The organism is Janthinobacterium sp. PSPC1-1 (genome assembly GCF_049897625.1).
In the GTDB taxonomy this organism is placed as follows: Bacteria; Pseudomonadota; Gammaproteobacteria; order Burkholderiales; family Burkholderiaceae_D; genus Janthinobacterium; species Janthinobacterium tructae.
Genome location: NZ_JAFCWP010000009.1, coordinates 201,597 through 214,643, shown reverse-complemented (window position 1 = coordinate 214,643; position 13,047 = coordinate 201,597). Strand labels below are relative to the sequence as shown.

At 60.5% G+C, this 13,047-nt stretch carries 14 protein-coding genes; 6 read left to right on the top strand and 8 right to left on the bottom strand.

What is annotated here, in order from left to right:
• Positions 1-59: 59 nt before the first annotated feature.
• Together ACP7EG_RS24185 and ACP7EG_RS24180 are read left to right on the top strand one after the other, a co-directional pair.
• Complete coding sequence (locus ACP7EG_RS24185) at positions 60-1,205, top strand: D-alanyl-D-alanine carboxypeptidase family protein (RefSeq protein ID WP_426089616.1); 1,146 nt, start codon at positions 60-62, stop codon at positions 1,203-1,205.
• Positions 1,206-1,352: 147 nt separating this feature from the next.
• A complete protein-coding gene (locus ACP7EG_RS24180; RefSeq protein ID WP_426089615.1) occupies positions 1,353-2,279 on the top strand; it encodes an aldo/keto reductase in 927 nt (308 codons plus the stop codon).
• On the opposite strand, the gene pssA is transcribed toward ACP7EG_RS24180, so the two are convergent.
• Positions 2,276-3,046, bottom strand: coding sequence for a CDP-diacylglycerol--serine O-phosphatidyltransferase (pssA, locus tag ACP7EG_RS24175; protein ID WP_168208581.1), 771 nt, complete (start codon positions 3,044-3,046; stop codon positions 2,276-2,278). The genes ACP7EG_RS24180 and pssA overlap by 4 nt on opposite strands.
• A gap of 238 nt (positions 3,047-3,284) precedes the next feature.
• On the opposite strand from pssA, the gene ACP7EG_RS24170 reads away from it, so the two are divergent.
• Positions 3,285-4,238 carry a CAP domain-containing protein gene (locus ACP7EG_RS24170; protein ID WP_426089614.1) on the top strand — a complete coding sequence of 318 codons (954 nt, stop codon included), beginning with the start codon at positions 3,285-3,287 and terminating at the stop codon, positions 4,236-4,238.
• 103 nt (positions 4,239-4,341) lie between these two features.
• Positions 4,342-4,977, top strand: coding sequence for an Hpt domain-containing protein (locus ACP7EG_RS24165; protein WP_426089613.1), 636 nt, complete (start codon positions 4,342-4,344; stop codon positions 4,975-4,977).
• 18 nt (positions 4,978-4,995) lie between these two features.
• On the opposite strand, the gene ACP7EG_RS24160 is transcribed toward ACP7EG_RS24165, so the two are convergent.
• The 7 genes from ACP7EG_RS24160 to rpmH form a co-directional block, all read right to left on the bottom strand.
• Positions 4,996-5,196, bottom strand: coding sequence for a hypothetical protein (locus ACP7EG_RS24160; protein ID WP_426089612.1), 201 nt, complete (start codon positions 5,194-5,196; stop codon positions 4,996-4,998).
• A gap of 92 nt (positions 5,197-5,288) precedes the next feature.
• Positions 5,289-5,594, bottom strand: coding sequence for a hypothetical protein (locus ACP7EG_RS24155; protein ID WP_426089611.1), 306 nt, complete (start codon positions 5,592-5,594; stop codon positions 5,289-5,291).
• Positions 5,595-5,603: 9 nt separating this feature from the next.
• On the bottom strand, positions 5,604-6,983 hold the full coding sequence (gene mnmE, locus ACP7EG_RS24150) for a tRNA uridine-5-carboxymethylaminomethyl(34) synthesis GTPase MnmE (RefSeq protein WP_096238198.1): 1,380 nt from the start codon (positions 6,981-6,983) through the stop codon (positions 5,604-5,606).
• A gap of 185 nt (positions 6,984-7,168) precedes the next feature.
• Positions 7,169-8,899, bottom strand: a complete 1,731-nt coding sequence (gene yidC, locus ACP7EG_RS24145; protein ID WP_426089610.1) for a membrane protein insertase YidC — start codon at positions 8,897-8,899, stop codon at positions 7,169-7,171.
• Positions 8,900-8,910: 11 nt separating this feature from the next.
• Entirely contained in the window at positions 8,911-9,171 is a 261-nt protein-coding gene (gene yidD, locus ACP7EG_RS24140; RefSeq protein ID WP_010401993.1) for a membrane protein insertion efficiency factor YidD, read from the bottom strand.
• Complete coding sequence (gene rnpA, locus ACP7EG_RS24135; protein ID WP_096238200.1) at positions 9,168-9,605, bottom strand: ribonuclease P protein component; 438 nt, start codon at positions 9,603-9,605, stop codon at positions 9,168-9,170. Before rnpA ends, yidD begins: the two co-directional genes overlap by 4 nt.
• Positions 9,606-9,628: 23 nt before the next feature.
• Positions 9,629-9,763 (bottom strand): 50S ribosomal protein L34, encoded by a 135-nt coding sequence (gene rpmH, locus ACP7EG_RS24130; protein ID WP_010401996.1) that lies wholly within the window; start codon positions 9,761-9,763, stop codon positions 9,629-9,631.
• A 513-nt stretch (positions 9,764-10,276) separates the two neighbouring features.
• Between rpmH and dnaA the strand changes: the two genes are divergently transcribed.
• Together dnaA and dnaN are read left to right on the top strand one after the other, a co-directional pair.
• On the top strand, positions 10,277-11,671 hold the full coding sequence (gene dnaA / locus ACP7EG_RS24125) for a chromosomal replication initiator protein DnaA (RefSeq protein ID WP_034781304.1): 1,395 nt from the start codon (positions 10,277-10,279) through the stop codon (positions 11,669-11,671).
• Between the two features lie 149 nt (positions 11,672-11,820).
• Entirely contained in the window at positions 11,821-12,927 is a 1,107-nt protein-coding gene (dnaN, locus tag ACP7EG_RS24120) for a DNA polymerase III subunit beta (protein WP_034754341.1), read from the top strand.
• The last annotated feature ends 120 nt before the right edge of the window (positions 12,928-13,047 follow it).

Genomic DNA, 13,047 nt, shown 5'->3' with positions numbered 1-13,047 from the left:
GCCATGTCAGTAGCAACAACATGGCCCTCAGCCTTCATCTTTTTCGCAGACCAGCCTCCATGAAAAAACTTTTAGCGGCACTGGCCTCCAGTGTACTTTTCCTATCCGCCGCCTTCGCCCAGAGCGTTCCAGCCCCGACCATCGCCGCCAAGTCCTGGCTGTTGCTTGATGCCACCAGTGGCCAGATCATTGCTTCGCAAGATCCGGACGCGCGCATCGAACCGGCATCGTTGACCAAGATCATGACGGCCTACCTGACGTTTGCCGCCATCCGCGAAAAGAAACTGGCGCTGGACCAAAAAGTGAATGTCTCCGTGCGCGCCTGGAAAGTCGATTCGAGCAGCTCGAAGATGTTCATCGACCCGGCCACGCCCGTGTCGATCGACGACTTGCTGCATGGCCTGATGATTCAATCGGGTAACGACGCCGCCGTGGCGCTGGCTGAAGCCGTTGCCGGCGATGAAGGCACTTTCGTCGTGCTGATGAACCGCGAAGCGCAACGCATGGGCCTGAAAAACACGCGTTTTGCCAATCCGCATGGTTTGCCTAGCCCGGAGAACTATTCCACAGCGCAAGACTTGTCCGTGCTGGCCAAGCGCGTGATCGCCGACTATCCGGAATTCTACAAAATCGATTCCGTGAAAAGCTTTACGTACAACAAGATCACCCAGCCTAACCGCAACCGCCTGCTGTGGCTGGACCCGACCGTCGATGGCATGAAGACGGGCCACACGGAAGCAGCCGGCTATTGCATGATCGCGTCGGCCCGCCGTCCAGGCGGCACCGGCGAGCGCCGCCTGATCTCCGTGGTGCTGGGCACCACCTCCGACCAGGCCCGCACGCAGGAAAGCCAGAAGCTGCTGAACTGGGGCTTCCAGAACTTCGATACGGTCAAGCTGTACTCGAAAGGCCAGGCCGTGGCCACGCCGGAAGTGTGGAAGGGCTCGAAAGGCACCGTGAAAATCGGTTTCGCCCGCGACGTGCTCGTCACCGTGCCAAAAGGCATGGCTGCCAAGATGAAACCTGTGCTGGAACGCAAGGACCCGCTGGTCGCGCCTCTGGCCGAGAACGCCCCTGTCGGCAAACTGAAAATGATGGTCGACGATAAAGTCCTGCTGGAACTGCCTGTCGTGGCGCTGGAAACCATCAACCAGGCCACGATCTTCGGCCGCGCCTGGGATTCGATGCGCCTGTGGATGAAGTAATTCGTTCTCGTATTCCATAAAAAATGCCCGCAGATGCTGCGGGCATTTTTTTCGTCTGTCTCGCCGCCGCTTTCTCCACAGCATGCTGTAGCGTAGCTGGCTATAATCGTAGGGTATCCCTTCACGCCACCATCAGAAAGCCAGCCCATGAGCCATGTAATTCCCGCCAGCCTGCAAGCACCACGCAGCCGTTTGAGTGCCAACGGCCCCGAACTGTCGCGCATCGTCGCCGGCATGTGGCGCATCGGCGAGTGGAATATGTCGGCGCAGCAGCGCCTGGCCTTCATCGAGCAATGCCTGGCGCTGGGCGTATCGAGTTTCGACCACGCCGATATCTATGGCGACTACAGCGCCGAAGGCTTGTTCGGCGAAGCGCTGGCCCTGCAGCCGGGCTTGCGCGACAAGATGGAGCTGGTCAGCAAGTGCGGCATCAAGCTGCTCTCGCCGCACCGCCCCGGTCACGCCATCCAGCATTACGACACGAGCGCGGCGCACATCACCAGCTCCGTGGAACAGACCTTGCGCCAGCTGCACACGGACCGCCTGGACTTGCTGCTGATCCACCGTCCCGACCCGCTGATGGATTTCGACGAAATCGCTGGCGCCTTCAGCCAATTGAAGCAAGATGGCAAGGTGCTGCACTTTGGCGTATCGAATTTCAGCCGCCACCAGTTCGAGTGCCTGCACCGGCGCTTCCCGCTGGTGACGAACCAGGTGGAATTTTCGCCGCTGCACGTGGCGCCCCTGTTCGACGAAACCTTCGACGGCTTGCAGGACGTGGGAGTGGCGCCGATGATCTGGTCGCCGCTGGCCGGCGGCAGGCTGTTCCAGGGGGGCGATGCGAATGTGGAGAACTTGCGCAATGTCATCAAGCAGATCGCCGACCAGCTGCAGCGGCCGTTTGCCAGCGTGGTGTTTGCGTGGATCATGCAATTGCCTTGCCGGCCCCTGCCGCTGACGGGCACGGGCCGCATCGAGGCGGTGGGCGTGGCAGTGGAAGGCACGCAGTTCACGCTCAGCCGCAGCGACTGGTTCGCCATCCTGCGCGCCGCGCGCGGGCACGAGGTGGCTTAGTCTATTTCATCCGGGTCATTGAAAACCTGGGGAAGCGCAATGCCCCGCCAGCCCAGATACCACGCCAGGTTCAGCGCCAGGGTGGCGGCGATGTAGACGGCGAAGAACAGCGCGAAGAAGCTGGTCTTCAGCCACACCAGCAGGGCGATAGCCACGATCAGCACCAGCAGCGCGGCCAGGCTTTTCTTTTGCTTGGAGCTGGGGAAACGCAAGGTCGACACCATCAGGCTGCCCACGCCCACCAGCAACAGCATCAGCAGATAGCTGTGCAGCATGGAATCGATGGGTGCCGGCCAGGCCACCACCACGGCCGCTACGCAGGCGGCGCCGGCCGTGATCGGCATGCCGACGAAATACAGGGGGTCGGTGCGCCCCACATTCACATTGAAGCGCGCCAGGCGCATGGCGCCACACGCGACGAAGAAGAAGCTGGCCATGCCGCCAAAGCGCAGCAGCAGCGGATCGTGCACGCCCATCTGCACAAAACCATAGCAGTACAACAAGACGGCGGGGGCGCAGCCAAAATTCATCACGTCGGCGATGGAATCGAGCTGCACGCCGAACTGCGAACTGGTGTTCGTCAGGCGTGCCACATAGCCGTCGAGCGCATCAAACACGCCGGCCAGCACCAGCAGCGCTGCCGCCAGGCGGTAGGCATCCGCGTCGCCCACCGGGGCGTTATCGACGGAAATGACGATGCTGGCAAAGCCGCAGGCTATCGACAGCAAAGTCACCATGCTGGGCAAGGCGTATTTGGCGCGCTGCAGGCGCGACTTGGGCAAGGTGTTCAAATTATGGGCAATCAAAGTAGCGGGAGTGAGGCAATGCAGCGGCAAACGCTGCGCTGCGCTCATTCTACCCTGCGCAGCTGCGGGAGCGTCCGCGCACGAGCGCGCGACATATCTTTTCATGGATGCTCTACGGCAGATCAAAATGCCTTAGAATCGTTTCACCGGGCAGCACGCCGGCCTCCACCTCTGTCCGCCTACCTATACAGGAGTCAACTTGATTGTCTCGTCACTGCGTTGGAAACGCTGGATACCCGCCCTGCTGAGCGCAGCCCTGTTGAGCGCCTGTGGCGGAGGCAGCAGCGACAGCAGCAATGCTGGGCAAAGCACCTCGCCCCCTCCCGGGCAGCTGGTACAGGAGCCGGGCGCTCCCGCGCTCAGCAACAATATTGCCACCGATGGCTTCAACTGGTTCAACTACCGGCGCAGCCAGATCGGCCTGTCGCCACTGGTACGCAATGGATTGATCGACAGCGCCGCCCTGGGCCATTCCAGCTATCTGAACCTCAACAATACGGTGGCGCACGAACAAGTGCTGGGCAAGCCCGGCTTTACCGGCGTCACACTGGGCGACCGCCTGGCCAAGGCCGGCTACGTCGTCACGTCGCTGCAGGGCGAAGTCATCGCCGGCGCCAGCAACACGTCCGGCTTTTACCTGGCGGAAGAACTGGTCACGGCCATCTATCACCGCTTCGTCATTTTCGAGCCGCTCTTCAGGGAGGGTGGCGCGGGCGCGGCTGTCAGTGGCGCCGGCTACGCGTATTTCACCACCGACCTGGCAAGCAACCGCAACTATGGCCCCGGGCTGCCGGCGGCGCAAATCGTCACCTATCCCTTCAGCGGGCAGCAAAAAGTGGCCGTCAGTTTTTCCAGCGATAACGAAGCACCCGATCCCGTGCCAAACCAGGATGTGGTCGGCTACCCGATCAGTGTGCATGCCAACTACGGCACGCCAGTCAGCGTGACGGCGTTCAGCGTGCGCCAGCGTGGTGCCGGCGCGGACCTGACGGTACGCCTGCTCACAAGCGGCAACGATGCGCATACGCCGGTCTCGGCCGCATCCATCATTCCGCTGGCGCCCCTGACCGGAAACACCAGCTATGACGTGAGTTTCATCGGCAAAGTCAATGGCGCGGACATCACGCGCAGCTGGTCATTCACGACACGCTAGGCTGCAGGCTGGCGCCAAGCGGGCGCGATGTTGAGCACGACAGGATGTAAAATAGCGGTTCCTGCTTTACGACAGTGACAAGTTTTGGGGCTCTCTGCACAGCATGCTGAAACCACACGCCACTTGCGATGATGATGCCGCCCTGGCGGCATCCGACATGGTCCGTATTCTCGACGTCGAGAACGGACTGGGCCGCATCATGGGCGACCGCATCCTGTACCTGAAAATCCTGCGCCGCTTCCTGCATGACCACGGCACCACGCCGTGCCAGATCCGCGCCGAATTCGATACCGGCAACTATGCTTCCGCGCGCCTGAAGGCGCATACCCTGAAAGGCGCTGCCGGCATGATCGGTGCCCGCCACGTGCACGGCCTGGCGACAACCCTGGAGTCGGCGCTGCGTGCGCAGGCGCCCGACCTGGCCCGGCAGATGCTGCAGCTGGAACTTGCGCAGGATCAATTGCTCGGCGCGGTCAGCAGCATGCTGGGCACACCGGAGAGCACCCACACGGCGGCGCAGGACGTGGCGCCCGACCCGGCCGCACCCGCCATCCAGCTGCTGCTGGCGCGCCTGGCCAGCCATCTGCGCGAAGGCGATGGCGCTGCCATCGACATCCTGGAAAACTCGGCCAGCCTGCTGGCCGCCAGCCTGGGTGTGCACGTCTACCAGGAAGTGGCGGCCGCTGCCCATGAGTTCGACTTCGACGGCGCGCTGGCGGCGCTGCTGCGGCGTCGCTAACGCTCAGCCCGCCACCGCTCAGCTGCTGTACTGCGCCTCTTCCGCATACGCCACGCCACAACTCTTGCAACAGAAACGGCGCACGGCGTCTAGCGGCTTGTCGCAATACCAACATGCGCCTTTCGGCGGCAAGGAGGCGATCAATTCCGGCATGCCGGGCAGTGGGCGCGCCACTACCTCATCCTCGCATTCCACGACATCCGGCTGTTTGCTGTCCATGGCGCTTCCTTTCCTAGCGGCACTTCAAGGCCGCTCAGCAAGATTACGTCAGCGCAGTTTGGACTTCATGACATTTCTCAACGGCGCAGATGCTAGCCTTGCTTTCGATAGCTGCGCACCGCATCATTGGCATTCTCGGCAATGATTTTTTGCCACTTCGGCTGCCCCGCATACTTGGCAGCCAGGCGCTTCCACTGCCGTTGCGCAAGCCCGCACGATTGTTCGATGGCTTGCGTGATCTCGCGCTGGCGCGCCTTGTCGTTATCATCCCATTCGCCGGCAAAGTGCTCGCACATTTGCGCCTGCTCAATAAATTGCGCCACATCCTTCGGCAGTTTTTCCTGTGCACCAGCCAGCAGGGGCAGGCAACTGAACAGCAGAACAAGCAGCAGCTTCATCGAACCTCCTTATTTGCCGATGCAGAAGCGGCTGAAGATCACGCCCAGCAGATCGTCAGGTGAAAATTCACCCGTGATGCTCGACAGCTGCACCTGTGCCAGACGCAGCTCTTCGGCGAACAGGTCCAACGACTGGTCGTCCTGCGCCGCGTGCGCGGCGGCGATGTCCAGGTGCTTGCCGGCCGACTTGAGCGCAATCAAATGGCGTTCGCGCGCCAGGTACAGCGATTCGCCCGTCTGCTGCCAGCCGGCGATGCGCAAGAGCTCGGCGCGCAGCAAGTCGATGCCGATGTGTTCGTGCGCCGACAGATACACGTGCGTGGCATCCGGCAAGGCATCCACGCCGGGCTTGTGGCCAGAGAGATCAATCTTGTTCCACACGCGCACCACGGGCACGCCTTCGGGGAAGGCGGCGACGATGCTTTCATCGGCCAGCGTGGGGCCATGATCTGCGTCAAGCAGGTGCAGGATGACGTCGGCCTTGCCGATTTCGCCCCAGGTGCGTTCGATGCCGATGCGCTCGACGGCATCGATGGTATCGCCCGCGCTGCGGATGCCAGCCGTGTCGATGATGTTGAGCGGAATGCCCTCGATCTGAATGGTTTCGCTGACCTTGTCACGCGTGGTGCCGGCAATCGGCGTGACAATCGCCACGTCGGCGCCCGCCAGCGCGTTCAACAGCGACGATTTACCCACGTTGGGCTGGCCCGCCAGCACGACATTGAGACCTTCGCGCAGCAGCGCGCCCTGCGCCGCCTGCGCAAACACTTTATTCAGCGCTTCGATGACGGCCTTTAATTGGCCGCGGGCGTTCGATTTTTCCAGGAAATCGATTTCTTCTTCCGGGAAGTCCAGGGTCGCCTCGACCAGCATGCGCAAACCCGTCACCTGCTCCACCAGCGCGTGGATCGTCTTCGAGAACGCGCCGGACAGCGATTGCGAGGCAGACTTGGCGGCCGCTTCCGTGGACGCGTCGATCAGGTCGGCCACGGCTTCGGCTTGCGCCAGATCCAGCTTGTCATTCAAAAAGGCGCGGCGCGTGAATTCGCCCGGCTCGGCCAGGCGCAAGCCGTTGTCCTTGCCCGCTTCGAGCACGCGCGCCAGCAGCAGCTGCAGCACGATGGGGCCGCCATGGCCCTGCAATTCCAGCACGTCTTCACCCGTGTACGAATGCGGGCCCTTGAAGTGGATGGCGATGCCTTGGTCGATGATGCTGCCGTCACTTTCCGTGAACGGTAAATAGGTGGCGTGGCGCGGTTTGAGTTGCTGCGCGCCGAACAGGGCCGTCATCAGGGGAGCGAGGTTTTTGCCGGAGGCGCGTACCACGCCGATGCCGCCGCGCCCTGGGGCGGTGGCGATGGCGGCGATAGGGGAAGAGTCGAGTTTCATGGGGATATTGTAATAGGTACGGCAAGGGAAGGTGCAGCAACGTAGGTCGGCTTAGCGCGCAGCGCGTAAGCCGACGCAGCACACGCTGGCGATAGTGTCGGATTACGCGTGGCCTTGCCACGTTAATCCGACCCACAAGAATTAAAAAGCCCGCACTAGGCGGGCTTTCTGTTCGCTGGCCGGAATTACTTGGCGGCAGGCGCGTATTTCTTGGTGATCACCCATTGCTGGCCGATCGACAGGACGTTGTTGACGACCCAGTAGAGTACCAAGCCCGACGGGAAGAAGAAGAACATCACCGAGAATGCCAAAGGCATGAACAGCATCATCTTCGCTTGCATCGGATCGGCCGGGGCCGGGTTCAGCTTGGTCGTGATGTACATCGAGATCGCGTACAGCACGGGCAGGATGCACCAAGGGTCATGCTGGGCCAGGTCGGTGATCCAGCCGATCCATGGCGCGCCGCGGATTTCCACGGACGCGTTCAGCACCCAGTACAGCGCGATAAACACGGGCATCTGGATCAGGATCGGCAGGCAGCCGCCCAGCGGATTGATCTTTTCCGTCTTGTACAGCTCCATCGTGGCCTGGTTCATCTTTTGCGGATCGCCTTTGAAGCGTTCGCGGATGGCTTGCATCTTCGGCGTGACCAGTTTCATCTTGGCCATGCTGCGGTAGCCGGCAGCCGACAAGGGGAAGAACGCCAGCTTGATCAGGATCGTGAAGGCGATGATGGTCCAGCCCCAGTTACCCAGCACGCTGTGGATCTGTTCCATGACCCAGAACATCGGCTTGGCGATGATGGTCAGCCAGCCGTAATCCTTGACCAGTTCCAGGCCAGGCGAGACGTTTTCCAGCAGATGCGCGATTTGCGGACCTGAGTACAGCTTGCTGTCCATGCTGGCCGTGGCGCCTGGCGCCAGGGTAGGCAGAGGCAGCACGTTGCCGATGGCGTACAGGTTGGTGCCGACCTTCTTGGTGAAGATGTCGCGCTTGACGTTTTCAGGCGGAACAAAGGCGGAAACGAAGAAATGTTGCGAAATCGCAAACCAGCCGCCAGTCGCCGTGGCCGGGTGCAGGCCCTTCATGGCGTTGTCGTTGCCCTTCTTCTCGTCTTCCACGGCGGCTTTTTCGATCTTCTCGAACGTCAGCTTCTGGTACTTGTCTTGCGGCGTGTACAGGGTCGGGCCCGTGAAACTGCTGTTAAAGAACGAGTCGCCGACCGGCTTGTTGCCGTCATGCGTCAGTTGCAGATACAGCTGGGGCGTGACGGGCGCTGCGCCCACGTTGGCCACGTCGTGGCGCACGTCGATGACGTAGTCGCCGCGCTTGAAGGTAAACGTCTTGGTCAACTTGACGCCGCCTTCGACCGCTTCCATCACCAGTTGAATTTGCTTGCCATCGGCCAGGGTACGTACGCCAGGCTGCACAGTGAAACCGCTCGCATGGGTAGGGAATGGACCGCCGACCAGGCCCGATTGCGCCAGGTAAGTATGGTTCGCGCCTTCGTCGAACAGCACTTCGTTTTGCTTGCCGTCGTCAGGCTGGCATACCTTGAACAGGCCGAAGCAACCGCCAAACCAGCCCGGATTGCCCGCGCCCTTGAACTTCAGCAATTCCAGACGCTTGACCTGGCCGCCCAGGGTGTCGATGTCGACCTTGATGACGTCGGTGGTGATGGTAATCACTTCGCGCTTGAACGCGGCGGGATCGACAGCCTCACCCGGCAGGGCAGGCACGCCTGCCGCAGCTGGCAGGGCAGCCGTCTTGGCAGGGGTCGCAGGCGCCTTGGCGGTTTGTTCCGTGTTCGCGGAGAACATCGACGGCTTGCCGTTCGAGATCATCCATTCGTTCCAGAGAATTACCAGCGAGACGGAAAACACGATCCACAGGATGGTACGTTTATTGATATCCATTAGGGTATTTGTCAGGAGTGGTTGCAACCGCAAGCGGTCGTTGAAGATTGTTTGCAATCGGCCGGCGGCACCGGGTCGACGCCCCCTTCATTCCAGGGGTGGCAACGGCACAGCCGCTTGGCAGCCAGCAGGCTGCCCTTGGCAGTACCGTGCACGCGCAGCGCTTCCATCGCGTAATGCGAACAGCTCGGATAGAAACGGCAATTCTGTCCCAGCATGGGGCTGATCAGCAACTGATAAGCGCGCAGCAGGAACAGCAACAGGGTTTTCATGGCGCGGACGGTGGTGGCGCAGCAACAGAACGGGCCTGGGCGGCGATTTGCGCCGCGAACAGGCGGCCCAATTCTTCACGCAGCTCGGCTTTGAGCTTGGTCGTGGTGGCCGGACCATCCTTGCTGTTGACGGCGCGCGACAAACGCACCACGCAGTCGACCGGCGGCATCGCGCTGTTGCGAAACAGCTCGCGCGTGACGCGCTTGATCGTGTTGCGGGTCGCCGCGCGTGGCGCGAAACGCTTCGCCACAACGACGCCCAGCCGCGCATGCGGCAATTGATTGTGTCGGGTGTACAGCACAAAATGCGCTGTTTTTTGCGAAGGGCGCAAACGAAAAACGGATGAAAATTCATCCGTTTTAACGATACGCCGAACGCGCGCGAAGTCGTGTGAACCTTCGCGTTGATTGCCGACTGGAGTACAGCTAGCCACGCGATCAGCTGTCAACGACAAGCCTATACGGCCAGACGTTTGCGGCCCTTTGCGCGACGTGCGTTGAGCACATCACGGCCACCACGGGTAGCCATACGAGCGCGGAAGCCGTGCGTACGCTTGCGGCGAACGACGGAAGGTTGGTAAGTACGTTTCATGTTGGTCTCGCTAAAAACAAAAAAAATGCAAAATCGGGTCTGACGTCCCGTCAGTTTTTGGTGCCAATGACAATCGCGCACTTATGCCAAGGCACAAGCTGGCCAATCTCATCGCCCGCTTAATCCACGCTTAGTCCATATTGTCGTTCCAAATGAATAAACACGGAATACGGGCGGGGAACCCTGAATTATTCAGCATATGCCCCCCTCTTGTCAAGGATTGCAGTGATCGCCTGGAAATTTTCGCGCCGGACCCCATCCACCGGCACGCCCCCGCCACAGGCCGCGCCAGCACTGCCTGCATCGGGATAACCGGGGGATAAGTCGCCTCTTATACACACGGCGCCCCACCCCGCCACAGAAAAATAACAGCCGTGCCTGTGGATAACTTTGGCAGTCGGGAGTAGAATAGCGCGTTACGTGTGGCGAGCCCTCGCGCGACGCCGGCCTTGCAACACGGTGAACGCAGGGCAGAATCGATACGCCCTCCCACACCTTTTCACATAGACATACATGGATAATTTCTGGCAGGCCTGTTCCGCGCAGTTGGAACTGGAGCTGACACCGCAACAATTCAGTGCGTGGATCAAACCGCTTATCCCTCTCGATTACGAAGAGGGCAAGCTGCGCATTGCTGCGCCCAATCGCTTCAAGCTCGATTGGGTCAAGACCCAGTTCGCCAGCCGCATCACTGCGCTGGCCATACAGTACTTCGAAGCGCCCACGGAAGTGCAGTTCGTGCTCGACCCGCGCCTGGCCCTGCCGAAGAAGCCCGTCACCGCCAGCACCCCGGCCAGCGATCCGAATGGCGGCGCGCCCAGCGCGCGCGCCGCGGAACCGCAGCCCAGCGTGCCGGAACTGAGCATCGGCGCGGCGCCGCGCCGCGAGCAGAGCCGCATCAACACCGACCTGACTTTCGACAGCTTCGTGACGGGTAAGGCCAACCAGCTGGCGCGCGCCGCCGCCATCCAGGTGGCGAACAATCCGGGCGTGTCATATAACCCGCTGTTCTTCTACGGCGGCGTCGGCCTGGGTAAAACCCACTTGATCCACGCCATCGGCAACCAGGTGATGGCCGACAATCCGGGCGCGAAGATTCGCTACATCCACGCAGAACAGTACGTTCGCGACGTAGTGACCGCTTACCAGCGCAAGGGTTTCGACGATTTCAAGCACTACTATCACTCGCTCGACATGCTGCTGATCGATGATATCCAGTTCTTTGGCGGCAAGAGCCGTACGCAGGAAGAGTTTTTCTATGCGTTCGAGGCATTAATTGCCGCAAAGAAACAGATCATCATCACCTCGGATACCTATCCGAAAGAAATCACGGGCATGGACGACCGCCTGATTTCGCGCTTCGACTCGGGCCTGACGGTGGCCATCGAGCCGCCGGAACTGGAAATGCGCGTGGCGATCTTGCTGAAAAAAGCCAAGCAGGAAGGCGTGACCTTCTCCGACGACGTGGCCTTCTTTGTCGCCAAGCACTTGCGCTCGAACGTGCGCGAGCTCGAAGGCGCGCTGCGCAAAATTCTGGCGTACTCGCGTTTCCATGGCAAGGACATCACGATCGATATCGTCAAGGAAGCCCTGAAGGACTTGTTGTCGGTGCAAAACCGCCAGATTTCCGTGGAAAACATCCAGAAAACGGTGGCCGACTTCTTCAATATCAAGGTAGCCGACATGTATTCCAAGCGCCGGCCCGCAAATATCGCCCGGCCGCGTCAGATCGCCATGTACCTGGCCAAGGAATTGACACAGAAGAGCCTGCCGGAAATCGGCGAGCTGTTCGGCGGCCGCGACCACACCACGGTGCTGCATGCCGTGCGCAAGATCGCGCTGGACCGCACCAAGAACCCGGAATGCAACCACGAATTGCATGTACTGGAGCAAACGTTGAAGGGCTAAGCACCATTTGGCAAGACTGGCTCAAAACGTGCTTTACCCTTATCATCTGGGAGGGCGCCGCAGCCGGTCTGTCGGGGCTCCCTATGGCAACAATTGTTAAATTAATACGTTAAACATCGTACTGTTCAACCTATACATTGAGGATAAATATGCAATTGGTCAAAACCACCCGAGATACCCTTCTCCGGCCACTGCAGATCGTGAGCGGTATTGTCGAGCGTCGGCACACTATGCCGATTCTGGCCAATATCCTCATCCGCAAAGACGGTGAAAATGTCTCCTTCCTGTCGACCGACACCGAAGTGCAGATCACCACGCACGCGGAAATCGGTTCCGGTGCGGACGTTACCGGCACCACCGTGGCCGCGCGCAAGCTGCTGGACATTTTGCGCGCCCTGCCCGAATCGGGCGACGTCACGATGACCCTGCTGAACAAGCGCCTGACCGTGCAAACGGGCAAGTCGCGCTTCGCCCTGCAAACCCTGGCGGCGGAAGAGTTTCCAACCGTGCAACAGGCGGAAAGCTACAACGCCAGCGTTACCCTGCCGCAGAAAACGCTGAAGCACCTGTTCAACATGGTGCATTTCTCGATGGCGCAGCAAGACATCCGCTACTACCTGAACGGCTTGCTGCTGGTTCTGGATGGCAATAATGTCATCGCCGTGGCCACCGACGGCCACCGTCTGGCGTTTTGCCAGGTCGCCACCGAGCAGACGTTTGCGCGCCAGGAAGTGATTATCCCGCGCAAGACCATCATCGAACTGCAGCGCCTGCTGGAAGAGAACGATGAACCGGTGCAGCTGGACATCGCCGCCAATCAGGTGAAACTGACCTTTGCCGACATCGAGCTGATCTCGAAGCTGGTGGAAGGCAAGTTCCCCGACTACACGCGCGTGATTCCAAAAGGCTACAAAAACGACTTCACCATCGGCCGCGATGAACTGCTGCGCTCGCTGCAACGTGCCGCCATCATGACCAGCGACAAGTTCAAGGGCGTGCGCTGCATCATCACCCCGGGCAGCATGAAGATCAGCTCGACCAATGCGGACCAGGAAGAAGCCGTCGAAGAGCTGGAAATCGATTACGGCGGCGATTCCGTCGACATCGGCTTCAACGTGACGTATCTGCTGGACGTGCTGAACAACCTGAAATGCGAATACGTCAACATCGCGCTGGGCGACTCGAACTCGTCCGCCCTGATCTCCATCCCGGACAATGCCGACTTCAAGTATGTCGTCATGCCGATGCGGATCTAAAGACCACAGCAGTGACGTAGGTCGGATTAGCGCAGCGTAATCCGACATGCTGAATCGCCGTCTGTCGGGTTACGCCATTCCGGCTAACCCGACCTACGGTCATCAGCCAGCAGCCCCGAA